Origin of the sequence: Roseovarius nanhaiticus (assembly GCF_900156535.1) — a bacterium.
Lineage (GTDB): Bacteria > Pseudomonadota > Alphaproteobacteria > Rhodobacterales > Rhodobacteraceae > Roseovarius > Roseovarius nanhaiticus.
The window spans coordinates 1,257,651-1,272,964 of the sequence record NZ_FTNV01000001.1 but is presented as its reverse complement, the minus strand read 5'-3'; the positions used below and the strand labels follow the sequence as shown (position 1 = coordinate 1,272,964).

The 15,314-nt window shown below is 63.3% G+C and carries 17 protein-coding genes and 1 pseudogene; 10 read left to right on the top strand and 8 right to left on the bottom strand.

The features are described 5' to 3' along the window. Positions 1–67 precede the first annotated feature (67 nt). Positions 68–1,462, bottom strand: a complete 1,395-nt coding sequence (locus tag BW975_RS06120) for a short-chain fatty acyl-CoA regulator family protein (RefSeq protein ID WP_244512499.1) — start codon at positions 1,460–1,462, stop codon at positions 68–70. Positions 1,463–1,659: 197 nt separating this feature from the next. On the opposite strand from BW975_RS06120, the gene BW975_RS06115 reads away from it, so the two are divergent. From BW975_RS06115 to acs, 7 genes and pseudogenes are all read left to right on the top strand, one after another. Continuing rightward, the gene (locus BW975_RS06115) at positions 1,660–3,033 is read left to right on the top strand and encodes a substrate-binding protein (RefSeq protein WP_076531889.1); all 1,374 of its coding nucleotides are present in this window, start codon (positions 1,660–1,662) and stop codon (positions 3,031–3,033) included. A gap of 137 nt (positions 3,034–3,170) precedes the next feature. Next, positions 3,171–4,202, top strand: a complete 1,032-nt coding sequence (locus BW975_RS06110) for a branched-chain amino acid ABC transporter permease (protein WP_076531887.1) — start codon at positions 3,171–3,173, stop codon at positions 4,200–4,202. 4 nt (positions 4,203–4,206) lie between these two features. Continuing rightward, positions 4,207–5,400 carry a branched-chain amino acid ABC transporter permease gene (locus BW975_RS06105; RefSeq protein WP_076531885.1) on the top strand — a complete coding sequence of 398 codons (1,194 nt, stop codon included), beginning with the start codon at positions 4,207–4,209 and terminating at the stop codon, positions 5,398–5,400. Between the two features lie 114 nt (positions 5,401–5,514). Beyond that, positions 5,515–5,883, top strand: a pseudogene (locus tag BW975_RS18430) (ATP-binding cassette domain-containing protein); the annotation flags it as partial. Continuing rightward, positions 5,857–6,171 (top strand): ABC transporter ATP-binding protein C-terminal domain-containing protein, encoded by a 315-nt coding sequence (locus BW975_RS18425; RefSeq protein WP_418314330.1) that lies wholly within the window; start codon positions 5,857–5,859, stop codon positions 6,169–6,171. The pseudogene BW975_RS18430 and the gene BW975_RS18425, both read left to right, overlap by 27 nt. Positions 6,172–6,208: 37 nt before the next feature. Continuing rightward, positions 6,209–6,964, top strand: a complete 756-nt coding sequence (locus tag BW975_RS06095; protein ID WP_076531881.1) for an ABC transporter ATP-binding protein — start codon at positions 6,209–6,211, stop codon at positions 6,962–6,964. 63 nt (positions 6,965–7,027) lie between these two features. Continuing rightward, complete coding sequence (gene acs / locus BW975_RS06090; RefSeq protein ID WP_076531879.1) at positions 7,028–8,977, top strand: acetate--CoA ligase; 1,950 nt, start codon at positions 7,028–7,030, stop codon at positions 8,975–8,977. A gap of 77 nt (positions 8,978–9,054) precedes the next feature. Here the strand turns inward: acs and queF are convergent, their stop codons facing one another. From queF to queC, 4 genes are read right to left on the bottom strand one after another with little or no spacing between them, the layout of a single operon-like run. Beyond that, the gene (gene queF / locus BW975_RS06085; RefSeq protein ID WP_076531877.1) at positions 9,055–9,519 is read right to left on the bottom strand and encodes a preQ(1) synthase; all 465 of its coding nucleotides are present in this window, start codon (positions 9,517–9,519) and stop codon (positions 9,055–9,057) included. Positions 9,520–9,538: 19 nt separating this feature from the next. Continuing rightward, on the bottom strand, positions 9,539–10,279 hold the full coding sequence (gene queE, locus BW975_RS06080) for a 7-carboxy-7-deazaguanine synthase QueE (protein ID WP_076531875.1): 741 nt from the start codon (positions 10,277–10,279) through the stop codon (positions 9,539–9,541). Next, positions 10,258–10,614, bottom strand: coding sequence for a 6-carboxytetrahydropterin synthase QueD (queD, locus tag BW975_RS06075; protein WP_076531873.1), 357 nt, complete (start codon positions 10,612–10,614; stop codon positions 10,258–10,260). Before queD ends, queE begins: the two co-directional genes overlap by 22 nt. A gap of 3 nt (positions 10,615–10,617) precedes the next feature. Further along, the gene (gene queC / locus BW975_RS06070; RefSeq protein ID WP_076531871.1) at positions 10,618–11,313 is read right to left on the bottom strand and encodes a 7-cyano-7-deazaguanine synthase QueC; all 696 of its coding nucleotides are present in this window, start codon (positions 11,311–11,313) and stop codon (positions 10,618–10,620) included. A 213-nt stretch (positions 11,314–11,526) separates the two neighbouring features. Between queC and accB the strand changes: the two genes are divergently transcribed. From accB to aat, 3 genes are read left to right on the top strand one after another with little or no spacing between them, the layout of a single operon-like run. Continuing rightward, a complete protein-coding gene (gene accB / locus BW975_RS06065) occupies positions 11,527–12,024 on the top strand; it encodes an acetyl-CoA carboxylase biotin carboxyl carrier protein (RefSeq protein WP_076531869.1) in 498 nt (165 codons plus the stop codon). 9 nt (positions 12,025–12,033) lie between these two features. Next, the gene (accC, locus tag BW975_RS06060; RefSeq protein WP_076531867.1) at positions 12,034–13,383 is read left to right on the top strand and encodes an acetyl-CoA carboxylase biotin carboxylase subunit; all 1,350 of its coding nucleotides are present in this window, start codon (positions 12,034–12,036) and stop codon (positions 13,381–13,383) included. 21 nt (positions 13,384–13,404) lie between these two features. Then, the gene (gene aat / locus BW975_RS06055) at positions 13,405–14,064 is read left to right on the top strand and encodes a leucyl/phenylalanyl-tRNA--protein transferase (protein WP_076531865.1); all 660 of its coding nucleotides are present in this window, start codon (positions 13,405–13,407) and stop codon (positions 14,062–14,064) included. On the opposite strand, the gene BW975_RS06050 is transcribed toward aat, so the two are convergent. The 3 genes from BW975_RS06050 to BW975_RS06040 are packed head-to-tail and all read right to left on the bottom strand — an operon-like array spanning position 14,019 to position 15,273. Further along, positions 14,019–14,375: a DUF2155 domain-containing protein gene (locus BW975_RS06050; RefSeq protein WP_076531863.1), complete on the bottom strand. Its 357-nt coding sequence runs from the start codon at positions 14,373–14,375 to the stop codon at positions 14,019–14,021. The genes aat and BW975_RS06050 overlap by 46 nt on opposite strands. Further along, a complete protein-coding gene (gene mlaD / locus BW975_RS06045; RefSeq protein ID WP_076531861.1) occupies positions 14,372–14,833 on the bottom strand; it encodes an outer membrane lipid asymmetry maintenance protein MlaD in 462 nt (153 codons plus the stop codon). Before mlaD ends, BW975_RS06050 begins: the two co-directional genes overlap by 4 nt. Before the next feature lie 56 nt (positions 14,834–14,889). Then, positions 14,890–15,273 carry an NADH:ubiquinone oxidoreductase subunit NDUFA12 gene (locus tag BW975_RS06040; RefSeq protein ID WP_076531859.1) on the bottom strand — a complete coding sequence of 128 codons (384 nt, stop codon included), beginning with the start codon at positions 15,271–15,273 and terminating at the stop codon, positions 14,890–14,892. Positions 15,274–15,314: the final 41 nt, after the last annotated feature.

The following is a 15,314-nucleotide window of genomic DNA, read 5'->3' as shown; positions in this document are numbered from 1 at the left end:
ACATCGCGTCAATCAAGTGCAGCGGCGCGATGCCCCACGCCAGTATTGGCGGCAATGATCCTGCCTGTCAAAAGCTTGGCGCAGCTGGCAGATCACTCTCGGGAAGGATCGACGGCTCACGCCGGGCGAGGCAGGCGCGGCGCGGGCAGATCCGGCAGGATATGCCGACAGGGCTGGGCGGCGCGCCATCCTGCGCATCGGCCGCGCTCTCGGGCAAGAGCAGCATGTAACTGCGCGTCAGGGACGGCATGTTGAAGCCGCCGGGCGCCGCCTCTTCGGTGGCGGTCATGGCCAGCACCGGGCGCGCGTCGCGGTCGGGCTGCTGGATGCGCTGGCGCAGCGCCATGCCCGGCTGCCCTCCCGCGCGGAACAGGGGCCAAAGCGGACAGGCACCGGCAAGCCGGGTCACCAGGAAGCCCGCCAGCGGCTTGACCGTCAGAATGGCACCCGATGCATCCGCGCTGATCAGGCCAACCGGGCCGGCCACATCCTCGGGCAGCGCCGCGAGGCGCCGAAAGACCAGCGGCAACGGAGCGCCCAAATCCTGCGCCAGCGCGAGAGGCGCCGTGCCGTGGCGCGCCTGTGCCGCGCGCAACTTCGCCTCAGGCAGCGCGCGCGCATCGGCGGCATAGCGGGCCAGCGCCTCCGCAATCAGCGCATGCGCGCCGGTGCCGGGGCGCAACCCCGCCTCGGCTTCGATCTCCTCCAGCACCGCATCCGGACTACCGCCCGCTTCCAGCGGCGCGAACCGATGGCCGGCCGCGTCCATGATCCTGTCCATCTCGTCCTGCGGCGACAGGATGTCGCTGCCCGCGCCCGGCCCGTCATCCAGATAGCGCACAAGCCGCTCGGCCCCTTCGGCCAGCCGCTGGCTGTCCTCGCCCAGATTACGGTGGAACCGCGCCTGCCATTCCGGCTCGAGCGCGGCGGTATCGGTAAGGATCGACGCGGTCGAGCGGATGGCGGTCACGACCGACAGAACCTCGTGCAGCGACGCGGCCAGATGCGGGTCATGCGCCAGCCGGTCCGCCATTGCATCGGCGCGCCGTGCCTCGGCCTGGCTGCGGCGCAACATGGCGACCGCCAGATGCGCCCAGCCGGGAAAGCGGCCCGCAAATTCCTCGATCCGGTCCAGCTCGGGCGCAGGGGCATCGTCCTCGGGTGGCAAGCCACCCGCCGCCTCGCGCAGACCGTCCATCAGCGCCGCTTCTCCGCCATGGGCCAGCGCCTGTGCCTCGACACCCAGCGCGGCGGCCAGACGCAAGAGAATGCCGCCGCCGATTCTGCGCCGGTTATGCTCGATCAGGTTGAGATAGGAGGGCGAAATCCCGGCCTCGCGCGCCAATGCGCCCTGCGCCAGACCGCGCTCGAGCCGCCGCTCGCGGATACGGGTGCCGGTCAGCGTGCCCGCGTCCAATCCGTGCTGCGCCGCAGAACCCCCGCCATTTTCGTTTCGTTTCAAAGCAATCCTCCGTGTGATTGACAAATATTTACACGATTCAAGCGGTCCGTGTGCATAAATTTACAAAATTATCGTTGTGCAAAAGGCAGTTGTTGAGAAGTTTTCTTGCGCCGTGTCATAATGCGTTTGCACAAAGTGCGGTTGTGGCGTGACGCGGAGGAGGTGTCTGCCACAATTGATCATAAAGGGAGGATTACATGTCCACATCCAACTTCACCCGTCGCGGCATGCTGAAAACCAGCGCCGTCGCGGGCGCGGGCCTTGCGGTTCCGACGATTTTCACGGCCAGCAGCGCCTCGGCGTTCACCAATGACCCCACCGATGCCAGCAGCGTCACGCTGGGCTTCAACGTGCCACAGTCCGGCCCCTATGCCGATGAGGGCGCCGACGAGCTGCGCGCCTACGAGCTGGCGGTCGAGCATCTGAACGGCGGCGGCGACGGCGGCATGATGAACACCTTCAGCTCCAAGGCGCTGCAGGGCAACGGCATCATGGGCAAGAAAGTCGAGTACGTCACCGGCGACACCCAGACCAAATCGGACGCGGCGCGCGCATCGGCGAAGTCGATGATCGAAAAAGACGGCGCAGTGATGATCACCGGTGGCTCGTCTTCGGGTGTGGCCGTGGCCGTGCAGGCGCTCTGCCAAGAAGCCGGCGTCATCTTCATGGCGGGTCTGACCCACTCGAACGATACGACCGGCAAGGACCGCAAGGCCAACGGTTTCCGTCACTTCTTCAACAGCTGGATGTCCGGCGCGGCGCTCGCGCCCGTTCTGGCGAACGCCTATGGCACCGACCGCAAGGCGTATCACCTGACAGCGGACTACAACTGGGGCTACACCACCGAGGAAGCGATCCGCAACTCGACCGAGGCCATGGGCTGGGAAACCGTCAACGCGGTCAAGACCCCGCTGACCCAGACCGACTTCAGCGCGTATATCACGCCCGTCCTGCAGTCCGACGCCGATGTGCTGGTTCTGAACCATTACGGCGGCAACATGGTCAACTCGCTGACCAACGCCGTGCAGTTTGGCCTGCGCGACCGCATGGTGAACGACAAGAAGTTCGAAATCATCGTTCCGCTCTATTCCGAGCTGATGGCACGCGGCGCAGGCCAGAACATCGCGGGCATCTTCGGTTCGCAGAACTGGGACTGGAAACTTCAGCGCGAGCTCGGCGACCGCTATGTCGGCACCGACGCATTCGTCAAATCCTTCGGCGAAAAGTTCGGCTTCCCGCCCAGCCAGGCGGCGCATACCTGCTACGTGCAGACGCTGCTTTACGCGGATGCGGTCGAGCGCGCGGGCAGCTTCAACCCCTGCGCCGTGGTCGAGGCCCTCAAGGACTTCGAATTCGACGGTCTGGGCAGCGGCCCGACGCTGTATCGCGGCGATGACCACCAGTGCTTCAAGGACGTCGTGGTCGTGCGCGGCAAGGAAAACCCCGAGAACGAATTCGACCTCGTCGAAATCGTCGAGGTGACCCCTGCCGAGCAGGTGACCTACGCGGCAGACGCGCCCGAATTCGGTGGCCCCGAGGCAACCCTGGGTGAGTGCAACCCGGGCGCCTAAGCGCCCCGGCGGCCCGTCCCCGCCAAGGGCTGGGGACGGGCCAACCCCTATCAAATCACTACTGCGCCGGTCCCCAAGACGGGGCCTGACCTGGCCGTTTCGTGGCTGGACTGATTTCTGACATGTGAGGCAGATCGATGGATGCGATAATCCTGCAAATCCTCAATGGACTGGACAAGGGGTCGGCCTATGCGCTGATCGCCCTTGGCCTGACATTGATTTTCGGAACGCTGGGGGTGGTCAACTTTGCTCACGGCGCCCTGTTCATGATCGGCGCGTTCTGCGCGGTCACGCTCAGCCGCATCCTGACCTTCAGCCACACGGTTGTGGACGAGACGCGCACAGACTTCCTGGGCAACCCGATGACGGTCGATGTGCCCTATATCTACGGCCTCGTCGGCGAGAATGCCGGCAATTTCATCATCGATTGGGCCGTGCCTCTGTCCATCATCTTCGCCATTCCTGTGATGATCGCCATCGGCGTCATCATGGAGCGCGGCCTGATCAAGCATTTCTACAAGCGCCCCCATGCGGACCAGATCCTGGTGACATTCGGCCTTGCGATCGTGCTGCAGGAGATCATCAAGTATTTCTACGGCGCCAACCCGATCCCGACGCCCGCCCCCGAGGCGTTCCGCGGCTCGTTCGACTTCGGCGCCTTCCTTGGCATGCAGGCCAATTCGATCATCTACCCCTACTGGCGCCTCGTCTATTTCGCCTTTGCGCTCGTGATTGTGGGCGGTGTCTTTGCCTTCCTGCGCTACACCACCTTCGGGATGGTCGTGCGCGCCGGCATGGCCGACCGTGAAACCGTGGGCCTTCTGGGCATCAACATCGACAAGCGCTTCACCATCATGTTTGGCATTGCCGCCGCCGTCGCGGGCCTTGCAGGCGTGATGTACACCCCCATCAACAGCCCCAACTACCACATGGGCATGGACTTTCTTGTCCTCAGCTTCGTCGTGGTCGTGGTGGGCGGCATGGGCAGCCTGCCAGGCGCCGTTCTGGCCGGGTTCCTGCTGGGCATCCTCGAGAGCTTTGCCTCGATGTCCGCCGTTCTCGAAGCCCTGCCGGGCATCAACCAGATCGTCATCTACCTTGTTGCGATCATCGTTTTGCTGACCCGCCCGCGCGGCCTGATGGGCCGCAAAGGCGTGATGGAGGAATAAGCCAATGCTTGGATTGACACGCAAAGACGCCCTTTTGCTGGCGCTGGTCACGGCCCTCGCGCTGCTGGCCCCCTTCATCCTCAACCCGTTCCCGGTAAACTCGGGCATGGCGCAGTTCAACGCGGGCTATCCCGACCTGATGCAGCGCTTCGTGATCTTCGGGATCTTCGCCATCGGCTTCAACATCCTCTTTGGCCTCACGGGCTATCTCAGCTTCGGGCACGCCGCCTTCCTCGGTGTTGGCAGCTACGCCGCGATCTGGATGATGAAGCTGCTGACGGCCAATATCATTCCCGGCATTATCATGGCGGTGGTCGTTGCGGGGCTTTTCGCCCTGCTGGTCGGCTACATTTCGCTGCGCCGGTCTGGCATCTACTTTGCCATTCTGACGCTGGCCTTCGCGCAGATGTCCTATGCGCTGGCCTATTCGGTCCTCACGCCCATCACGGGCGGCGAGACGGGCCTGCAGCTGAAGCTGAACGACGCGCGCATTCTCGACGGCGCGCTGGAAGGAAGTGAGCGCGCCAGTGCCAATCTTTTCGGCCTCGACATGACTTCCAGCGTCGACCTTTATCTCAGCGGTTGGCAGTTCACCTTCAACGCGGGCTACTACATCGCCGCCGTGGTGATGGTGTTGGCCTTTTACCTCTCGATCCGCATCTTCCGCTCGCCCTTTGGCATGATGCTGCGCGCGATCAAATCCAACAACACCCGCATGACCTATACGGGCCTGAATGCGCGCCCCTACGCGCTGGCGGCGTTCGTCATCTCGGGCATGTATGCTGGCCTCGCCGGTGGTCTGATGGTCGCGATGGACACGCAAGTGGGCCCCGAGCGGATGTTCTGGACCGCCTCGGGCGAGGTGGTGCTGATGACCATCCTCGGCGGCGCCGGCACGCTGATCGGCCCGGTTCTGGGCGCGGGCCTGATCAAGTACATGGAAAACATCGTGTCCAAGATCAACTCGGGCGTGCTGCATGACTGGTTCTACTGGATGCCCGACGGGCTGGAGGATCTGACTGTCGCGCTGATCTATCCCTTCGTCGGCAAGGGCTGGCACCTGACGCTGGGCCTCGTCTTCATGCTTGTCGTCATCTTCCTGCCCGGCGGTCTCGTCGAAGGGGGGCAGCGTATCCGCCGCCTTGCCCAAGGCAAGAAGGCCAAGAAATCCTCCGAAGCGCCGTCCCCGGCTGAATAAGGAACCGCACCCATGGGCATTCTCGAAGTCAAGAACGTCAACAAGCGTTTCGGCGGCCTCCAGGCGCTGGGGGACGTGAACCTCAGCGTCGCGGAGAACTCCGTTCACGCGATCATCGGCCCCAACGGGGCCGGTAAATCCACCCTTCTCAACGTGCTGGTCGGCAAGCTGATCCCCGATACCGGATCGGTCAGCTTTGACGGCCAATCCGTGCTGGGGCGCAAGCCCTACGAGATCAACCAGATGGGCATCTCCCGCGTCTTTCAGACCCCCGAGATATTCGGCGATCTGACGGTGCTGGAGAACATGATGATCCCGATCTTCGCCAAGCGTGACGGCGCCTTTCGCATGCACGCGATCGAGGCCGTCGGCAGCGAACGCGAGGTGATGGAGCAGGCCGAGCACATGCTGGAAAGCCTCAACATGGCCGACCAGCGGCACAATCATTCAGCCGCGATGAGCCGGGGCAACAAGCGCCGCCTCGAGATCGGCATGTGCTTGGCCCAAGAGCCGCGCCTGCTGCTGCTGGACGAGCCGACGGCGGGCATGGCCCGCGCCGACACCAACAACACGATCGACCTGCTCAAGCAGATCAAGGACGAGCGCGAGATCACCATCGCCATCATCGAGCACGACATGCACGTGGTGTTCAGCCTGGCCGAGCGTATCACCGTGCTGGCGCAGGGCACCCCCCTGGTCGAGGACACGCCGGACAAGATCAAGGGCCACCCCAAGGTGCGCGAAGCTTACTTGGGCGAAACCGCTCATTGACGTCGCCGCCGATGACGCCCGCAAAAGGACATATGACATGACCGCACAACCCGACTTCTCGAAGAATGCCAATCACGCCGCGACGGCCCCCGCTTTTCTGTCCGTCTGGGGCATGCAAGCGTACTATGGCGAAAGCTATATCGTTCAGGATATCAGCTTCAACGTGCACGAGGGCGAAATCCTCGCCCTGCTGGGCCGTAACGGCGCGGGCAAGACGACGACGCTGCGCGCCATCGCCCGCATGGACAATCCGCAGCTGAATCATGGCGAGATCTGGCTGGATCACCAGCCCTTGCACAAGATGAAAAGCCACGAGGCCTCCGTCGCTGGCATCGGCCTCGTGCCCGAGGATCGCTGCATCATCCCCGGTCTCACGGTCGAGGAAAACCTGCAACTGGCGCAGATCGCGCCGCCCGTCGGCTGGTCGATCGAGCGCCTCTACGAGCTGTTCCCACGCCTGGCCGAGCGGCGCCAGCAGGAGGGAGTCACCCTTTCCGGCGGCGAACAGCAGATGCTGGCGGTTGCCCGCGCGCTGGCCCGCGATATCAAGGTGTTGCTGCTGGACGAGCCTTACGAGGGGCTGGCCCCGGTGATCGTCGACGAGATCGAAAAGACGCTGCGCATCATCAAGCAGCAAGGCATAACCACCATTCTGGTCGAACAGAACGCCGTGCGCGCGCTGAACCTGTCAGACCGGGCCGTCATTCTTGACACAGGCGGCATCGTCTTTGACGGTAGTGCCGAAGAGGTCCTGAACAACGAAGAATTGCGCGCCGAATATCTGGCGATCTGACGCCGCCATGCTTGGCGGCGCCGCGCGCGCCGCCCGCCTCCCTACCAGAAGAAGGTCACAGCCATGTCCGACAAAACCTATCCGCCCTCCGATGCATTCGCAAAAAACGCGCATATCGACGCCGCGGCATATGACAAGATGTACGCCGCCTCGATCAAGGATCCGGACGCGTTCTGGTCCGAACATGCGCAAAACCTGGATTGGATCGAGCCTTTTACAAAGGTGAAGAACGCGTCTTTTGAGATGGGCAATGTCGATATCCGCTGGTTCGAGGACGGCGTCCTGAACGTCGCCGCCAACTGCATCGACCGGCATCTCAAGACGCGCGGCGACCAGACCGCCATCATCTGGGAGCCGGACGATCTCGAGACGCCTGCGCTGCACATCACGTACAATGAGCTGCACGAAAAGGTCTGCCGCATGGCGAACGTCCTGCTGAGCCAGGGCATCATGCGCGGTGACCGGGTGGTGATCTATCTGCCCATGATCCCCGAGGCCGCCTATGCCATGCTGGCCTGCGCACGCATCGGCGCGGTCCATTCCATCGTCTTTGCAGGCTTTTCGCCCGATGCGCTGGCCAACCGTATCAACAATTCCGGCGCCAAGGTGGTCATCACCGCCGACGAGGCCCCGCGCGGCGGGCGCAAGACGGCCCTCAAATCCAACACCGATGCCGCCCTGCTGCATTGCGACGACAAGGTGCGCTGCCTCGTCGTTAAGCACACTGGCGGCCAGACCACCTGGATCGACGGGCGCGACATCGACGTGAAGGCGCAGATGGAGCACGCCAGCCCCGACTGCCCCGCGCGCCCCATGAACGCCGAGGATCCGCTTTTCATCCTCTACACCTCGGGCTCCACCGGGCAACCCAAGGGCGTCGTCCATAGCTCTGCCGGCTACCTGCTCTATGCCGGCCTCACGCATAGATACGTTTTCGACTATCACGACGGCGACGTCTTCTGGTGCACCGCCGATGTGGGCTGGGTGACCGGCCACAGCTATATCATCTACGGCCCGCTGGCGAATGGCGCGACGACGCTGATGTTCGAGGGCGTGCCGACCTATCCCGATGCCAGCCGCTTCTGGCAGGTCTGCGAAAAGCACAAGGTGAACCAGTTCTACACGGCCCCCACCGCCATCCGCGCGCTGATGGGGCAAGGCAAGGAATTCGTCGAGAAATGCGATCTGAGCGATCTCAAGGTGCTGGGCACCGTGGGCGAGCCGATCAACCCCGAGGCGTGGAACTGGTACAACGATGTCGTCGGCAAGGGCACGCGCCCCATCGTCGATACTTGGTGGCAGACCGAAACCGGCGGCCACCTGATGACCCCCCTGCCCGGCGCCACCCCCACCAAGCCCGGCAGCTGCACCACGCCTTTCTTCGGGATCGAGCCTGTCATTCTGGACCCGCAGACCGGCGAAGAGCAGACTGAGACCGAAGCCTCGGGCGTCCTTTGCATCAAGAGCAGCTGGCCCGGCCAGATGCGCACGGTCTATGGCGATCATGAGCGGTTCGAGAAGACCTATTTCTCGGATTACAAAGGGTATTACTTCACCGGCGACGGATGCCGCCGCGATGCGGATGGCTATTACTGGATTACGGGCCGCGTCGATGACGTGATCAATGTCTCGGGCCACCGCATGGGCACGGCCGAGGTGGAATCGGCCCTTGTCGCCCACGCGGACGTGGCCGAGGCCGCCGTCGTCGGCTATCCGCACGACATCAAGGGCCAAGGGATCTACGCCTATGTGACGTTGATGAACGGGGTGGAGCCAACGGACGAGCTGCGCAAGGATCTGGAAAAATGGGTCCGCACCGAGATCGGCCCCATCGCCAAGCCGGACCTCATCCAATGGGCGCCCGGCCTGCCCAAGACCCGCTCGGGCAAGATCATGCGCCGCATCCTGCGCAAGATCGCCGAAAACGATCACGCTACGCTGGGCGATACGTCAACGCTGGCGGATCCTTCGGTTGTGGACGATCTGATCGAAAATCGGATGAACCGCAAATAACGAAAAGCGCCCCGCGATCATCTCGCGGGGCGCAAAATTTGTGGCAAGTCGGACCCAAGACTTTTCAGCGAAAACTCTTAGCCGCGTCCGCGATAGGGCGGCACGCCCTGATCCGGGATCCAAACACCTTTCGGCATCTCGCCCGTCTGATAGAAGACGTCGATCGGAATGCCCCCGCGCGGATACCAATAGCCCCCGATGCGCAGCCATTTGGCTTCGGTGAACTCGGCAATCCGGCGCGCGATGGTGATGGTGCAATCCTCGTGAAATGCCCCGTGATTGCGAAAGCTGCCAAGGTAGAGCTTGAGCGATTTCGACTCGACCAGCCATTCGCCCGGCACGTAATCAATGACCAGATGCGCAAAGTCCGGCTGGCCCGTCATCGGGCAGAGAGACGTGAATTCGGGCGCGACGAAGCGCACGTTATAGTCCACATCGGCCTGCGGGTTCTTGACCCGCTCCAGCTCGGCGGTGTCCGGGTCGTCCGGCAGGGCCGTGTTTGCGCCCAGTTGTTTGAGATCTTGGTAGATATTCTCGCTCATACGGTCTCCTTTGCCGGCCCTAAACGCCGCGCTTGTTTCCCCATAGCATGACGTGCAGCTGCGGCAGCACCCGCGCCGCGTGCCAGTGATCCGCAATCACCCGGTCCACCAGCCAGCGCATCCGCGCGTCGATCCCGTCCTGATCGACGGTGGCGCTGTCATCCTCTGGCGGGGGCGGTGTATGGTTGCCGGGCTGCAGATAGATCGGCAGGTCGGGATGGCGCGCGGCCACGTCCCGTGCATAGGCATAATCCGCCTCGTCGAAGACGACGATCTTCAGCACAGTCGGCGCATCCTTGGCGGCGTCGATACAGTCCTGCAGGATTGCCCAATCCGTTTCCATCTCGGACGACGGCGGTTTGGGACTAAGCACCAGCATATCCAATTGCGCGAACCAGTCCCGCGCGACCGACCCTTGGGTCTCGATCGCAAAACCATAGCCCTCGGCCCGGCCCATCTCGATCAAATCACCCATCGGCTGGATCGCAGGATTGCCGCCCGAGAGCGTAACGGTCAGGGGCACGCCGCCCGAAAGGCGGCGGATCTCGGCCATCACGTCCACGGCGCTCATCGGCGCCCATGTATGGCGATATTCGCTGTTCACAGCGTGCAGGCTATCGCACCAGACGCAGCGAAAATCGCAGCCGCCGGTGCGCACGAAAACCGTCGGCACGCCTATCAGCGCGCCCTCCCCCTGGATGGTCGGGCCAAAGATCTCGGAGATGCGCAGAACGTCGCTCACGGTCGATACTCGGCCCATGTCTTGGGCGTTTCGCTGACCTTTACGGCAGCTGTTTCGGGCCAGCGGGCGGCGCACCAATCATAGAGGTGTTTGGCCATGCGCTCGGCCGTAACGCAATCGTCGCCCAGCACGTCATTGAGGTGGCGGTGGTCCAGCTCGTCATCGATATACCGCTTGAGCGGCGCCAGCTCGAGATAGTCGCGCACGAAGCCATGCTGGTTCAGCTCGGCCCCAGCCAGCTCGACCACGACGATATAGTTGTGCCCGTGGAGGCGCGCGCATTGGTGATCTTCGGGCAGACCAAACAGCTGATGCGACGCCGAGAAGTGAAATTCCTTGGTGATACGGTACATGGCTCAGCCCTCCTGACCGGTGGCATTGCGCCAGAAATCCGGATCCGCGTAGGTCGTCGGATCCTCGACGCTGGCCAGATGAAACGCCTCGCGCCGCTCGACGCAGGTGCCGCAACGCCCGCACTGTAGATCGCCTCCCTTGTAGCAGGACCATGTCTCGGCAAAGGGCGTGCCGTGCTTGGCGCCGTCAATCGCGATGTCGGCCTTGGTGCCCTGCACATAGGGCGTCAGCAGCCGGATGTCGGCGTAACCCTCCATCGCGCGATCCTCCATCGCCTGAAACGCGGCGATGAAATCGGGGCGGCAGTCGGGGTAGATAAAGTGATCGCCCCCATGCACCGCCGTCGCCACCGCGTCCACCTTTTGTGCGGCGGCCATGCCGAAGGCGATCGTCAGCATGATGGCGTTTCTGTTCGGCACCACGGTAATTTTCATCGTCTCTTCGGCGTAATGGCCATCCGGCACGTCGATATCGTCGGTCAGTGCGCTGCCGCTCAAGGCGGCACCGATGGCGCTGATATCGATGACATGGTGCGGAACGCCGAGACGGGCAGCGCAGAGCGCGGCAAACTCAAGCTCTTTCGCGTGACGCTGACCGTAGTTGAACGACAAGAGCGCGTGCAGATCGCCCGTCGCCGCATAGCGATGCGCCAATGCGACCGAATCCATTCCGCCGGAGCAGATGACTATGACTTTCATATCTCGTCCTTGTTTTGAGCGGGTAGGCTGCGACCGCGTAGTGTGCCGCACATAAGCTGCAGCGCCCCTCAAGGCAACCCGCGCAGCAAGCGGCACGTGGCCGGGACGCATCAACGCTGCACAATCGCGGTTTTCTATGGCGCCCGCATGCCATATAAGCGGCGAAAATCACATAAGCGCCCGGTTCGGGTGCAAGCCGTTTGAGGATCCATGATGCCCAAGACAACGCATGACGACGACGTCGCCTTCATCAAGGCGCTGGCCGAGCTCTTGAACGACAACGACCTGACCGAACTTCAGGTCAAGCGCGACTATGGCGAGGATGACAGCCTGAACGTGCGGGTCAGCCGCAAGATGGAGGCCGCCCCGCAAGCGCATTACGCTGCGCCCGCGCCCGTGGCCCATGCCCCGGCCGCCCCGAGCGCCGCACCGGCCGCATCCGGCGCGCCGGCGCAGGGCGAAGACCCGGCCAGCCATCCGGGCGCCGTGACTTCGCCCATGGTCGGCACCGTCTATACGCAGGCAGAGCCGGGTGCGCCCAGCTTCGTGTCGGTCGGCGACAAGGTCAGCGAGGGCGACACGCTGCTGATCATCGAGGCGATGAAGACGATGAACCACATCCCCGCCCCGCGCGGCGGCACGGTCAAGCGCATCCTCGTCGAGGATGGCGGTGCCGTGGAATACGGCGCCCCCCTGATGATCATCGAGTAAGGCAAACCCATGTTCGACAAGATCCTGATCGCCAACCGGGGCGAAATCGCCCTGCGGGTCATCCGCGCCGCACGCGAGATGGGCATCCATAGCGTCGCCGTACATTCCACCGCAGACGCCGACGCGATGCATGTGCGCATGGCTGACGAGAGCGTCTGCATCGGCCCCCCCGCCAGCACCGACAGCTACCTTTCGATCCCCGCGATCATCGCGGCCTGCGAGGTGACGGGCGCGCAGGCGATCCACCCGGGCTATGGATTTCTCAGCGAAAACGCCACCTTCGTGCAGATCGTCGAAGATCACGGCCTGACCTTCATCGGCCCCACGGCCGAGCATATCCGCGTCATGGGCGACAAGATCACCGCCAAGGACACGATGAAGCAGCTGGGTGTGCCCTGCGTGCCCGGCAGCGAGGGCGGCGTCGCCAATCTGGCCGAGGCCAAACGCATTGGCGAGGAGGTCGGCTATCCGGTCATCATCAAGGCCACGGCGGGCGGCGGCGGCAAGGGTATGAAAGTCGCTCAGAACGCGACGGAGATGGAGCGCGCATTCCAGACCGCGCGCGCCGAGGGCAAGTCGAATTTCGGCAACGACGAAGTTTATATCGAGAAATACCTGACCACGCCGCGCCATATCGAGATCCAGGTCTTTGGCGACGGCAAGGGCCGCGCTGTGCACCTGGGCGAGCGCGACTGCTCACTCCAGCGGCGCCACCAGAAGGTTTTCGAGGAGGCGCCCGGCCCTTCGATCACTCAGGAAGAGCGCGACCGCATTGGCAAGATCTGCGCCGATGCCGTGGCGCGCATCAACTATACCGGCGCAGGCACGATCGAGTTTCTCTACGAGAATGGCGAGTTCTATTTCATCGAGATGAACACCCGTCTTCAGGTCGAACATCCCGTGACCGAGGCCATCTTTGGCGTCGATCTGGTGCGCGAGCAGATCCGTGTGGCTGCCGGGCTCGAGATGGAGTTCCAACAGGACGAGCTGAAGATCAACGGCCACGCCATCGAGGTCCGCATCAACGCCGAGAAGTTGCCGGAATTCGCGCCCCGTCCGGGCCGGATCACGCAGTTCCACGCACCCGGCGGCCTTGGCGTGCGCATGGATAGCGCGCTTTACGATGGCTACAGCATCCCGCCCTATTACGATTCGCTCATCGGCAAGCTGATCGTGCATGCGTCTGATCGGCCCGCAGCGCTCGCGCGTCTGAACCGCGCCTTGGGCGAGTTGATCGTGGACGGGGTCGACACCACCGTGCCGCTCTTCCATGCGCTTTTGCAGGAAGACGACATTCAGACCGGCGAGTATAACATACACTGGCTGGAACATTGGCTGGAGACCAACCTGCGCGGCTAAGGCCGCTTTGCGAGGCATAACATGAAGGATGCGGATTTTTCGCTAACGCCGGACCTTCTGCTGAATGCCTATGCATCAGGAATTTTCCCGATGTCCGAAGGGCGCGACGACCCAGAAATTTTCTGGGTCGATCCCCGCCGCCGCGGCATCATTCCGATGGACGGTTTACGCATCTCGCGTAGTCTGGCCAAGAGGATGCGGCGCGGCGGCTATGAGGTCAGCCTCAACGCGGATTTTGCGGGCGTCGTCGATGGCTGTGCCGACCGGCCCGAGACGTGGATCAACGGCGAGATCCGTAGTCAATACATCGCCCTGCACCAGATGGGGCACGCGCATTCGCTGGAAATTACCGTATCGGGCCGCATGATTGGCGGCATCTACGGTGTCAGCCTTGGCGCCGCGTTCTTTGGGGAAAGTATGTTTTCATCCGCCAATGACGGCTCGAAACTGGCTCTGGTGCATCTGGTCGATCATCTACGCCGCTGCGGGTATCGCCTGTTCGACACGCAATTCCTGACGGACCACTTGGCCAGCCTTGGCGGGATCGAGATCAGCCGCGGCGCCTATCGCAGTCAGTTGGCCATCGCGCTCCAATACCCGGCGGGCATCGACGCGGTGCCGCTGGACCCGTCGCCTCACTCGGTGCTGCAGCGCAATGCCCAGACGTCGAACCGCGGATGATCCAACGCATTCAGCGCGGGCGATGACGCAATCATCCAGCCCGAGAAGATCGGCTGCGCTTCTGATTCGTCGCGAATGGTAACGAAGGCAAAGGCATCCGCCGCCGGATCGCCCAGGGGATACCGACATTCGCGCAATGTGACGGTAAGTGGCCCGATGCTGGCCTCCTCTCCGGGGCGCAAGTTCATCTCCACCAGATCACCGGAGACCTTTTCCAGCCCGCGCAGCACGGCGCCGGTGCCGACAGCCGCCTCGTCTTGCGCGCTTGCCATCATGGGCACCAGCGCCAGCATCAGGGCCGCCCATCTCATTCGCTTGGCACCTCACCCGAGTCGCCGCCAACGAACTTCATGAGGAGCGACACAAGGCTGATAGAGCCTTGGGTGAACTCGATCTGGTCACCGGGCTCAAAATGGATGGGCGATCCGCCCGGCAGGATCTCGACATAATTGCCGCCCAGAAGCCCCTCGGAGGAGATGGCCAGCGCGCTGTCGTCAGGCACCGAGATACCCTCGGCCACGCTAATCGTGGTGCCCGCCCGGTATGTGGAAGGATCGAGCGCCATCGACGTCACGCGGCCCACTTTGACGCCTGCGAGGCGCACATCCGTGCCCACCGTGATCCCGTCGGCCGAGCGGAAGGAGGCGCCGAGCTCATAGCTTTGGCCACCAGCCGATGCACCGGTCAATTTGCCCGCGTAGAAGACAAATCCCAAGGCCACGGCCAGCACAACGGCCCCCGCGATGACTTCGCTCTTGTTTTCAGCCATGATCGCTCTCTGACTTGGCGCCGGCGCGCCTTGATTTCAGGTGGAAGAGGCGGGCCTTATTCGGGCCGCCACGCCTCGTATTCGCTGCGCGGCTTAGGCTCGCTGCGCCTGATCGAGCCTGCCGGCGCGTAGGCCAGCGCAGTGCCTGTCAGGTTCTCGAGATGCGGCTTTTCCCAAGACTGATGGGCCAGCGGCGCCTCGGTCGGCGGATCCTGGTAAGTGTGATGCAGCCAGCCATGCCATTCCGGGCTCACTCGGCTTGCCTCGGCCTCGCCATTGTAGATGACCCAGCGGCGATCGCCGTCTTTGGAGCGATAGAAGATGTTGCCCTGCGCGTCCTCGCCCACCTTGGTGCCCTTGCGCCAGGTCCAAAGCTGCGTGTTCAGGGTCTGGCCATGCCACCAGGTGACGGCGCGCAGCAGCGAGTTGAGAATGCCCATGTCGTCCTCCGAAGGTCGTTGCCCCTGATATGCCGCATCGG

Bases quoted from the DNA above. Each gene is read 5' to 3' on its own strand.
- BW975_RS06115 (WP_076531889.1), top strand. From the start codon at position 1,660: ATGTCCACATCCAACTTCACCCGTCGCGGCATGCTGAAAACCAGCGCC.
- BW975_RS06110 (WP_076531887.1), top strand. From the start codon at position 3,171: ATGGATGCGATAATCCTGCAAATCCTCAATGGACTGGACAAGGGGTCG.
- BW975_RS06105 (WP_076531885.1), top strand. From the start codon at position 4,207: ATGCTTGGATTGACACGCAAAGACGCCCTTTTGCTGGCGCTGGTCACG.
- BW975_RS18425 (WP_418314330.1), top strand. From the start codon at position 5,857: ATGAGCCGGGGCAACAAGCGCCGCCTCGAGATCGGCATGTGCTTGGCC.
- BW975_RS06095 (WP_076531881.1), top strand. From the start codon at position 6,209: ATGACCGCACAACCCGACTTCTCGAAGAATGCCAATCACGCCGCGACG.
- acs (WP_076531879.1), top strand. From the start codon at position 7,028: ATGTCCGACAAAACCTATCCGCCCTCCGATGCATTCGCAAAAAACGCG.
- queF (WP_076531877.1), bottom strand. From the start codon at position 9,519: ATGAGCGAGAATATCTACCAAGATCTCAAACAACTGGGCGCAAACACG.
- queE (WP_076531875.1), bottom strand. From the start codon at position 10,279: ATGGGCCGAGTATCGACCGTGAGCGACGTTCTGCGCATCTCCGAGATC.
- queD (WP_076531873.1), bottom strand. From the start codon at position 10,614: ATGTACCGTATCACCAAGGAATTTCACTTCTCGGCGTCGCATCAGCTG.
- queC (WP_076531871.1), bottom strand. From the start codon at position 11,313: ATGAAAGTCATAGTCATCTGCTCCGGCGGAATGGATTCGGTCGCATTG.
- accB (WP_076531869.1), top strand. From the start codon at position 11,527: ATGCCCAAGACAACGCATGACGACGACGTCGCCTTCATCAAGGCGCTG.
- accC (WP_076531867.1), top strand. From the start codon at position 12,034: ATGTTCGACAAGATCCTGATCGCCAACCGGGGCGAAATCGCCCTGCGG.
- aat (WP_076531865.1), top strand. From the start codon at position 13,405: ATGAAGGATGCGGATTTTTCGCTAACGCCGGACCTTCTGCTGAATGCC.
- BW975_RS06050 (WP_076531863.1), bottom strand. From the start codon at position 14,375: ATGAGATGGGCGGCCCTGATGCTGGCGCTGGTGCCCATGATGGCAAGC.
- mlaD (WP_076531861.1), bottom strand. From the start codon at position 14,833: ATGGCTGAAAACAAGAGCGAAGTCATCGCGGGGGCCGTTGTGCTGGCC.
- BW975_RS06040 (WP_076531859.1), bottom strand. From the start codon at position 15,273: ATGGGCATTCTCAACTCGCTGCTGCGCGCCGTCACCTGGTGGCATGGC.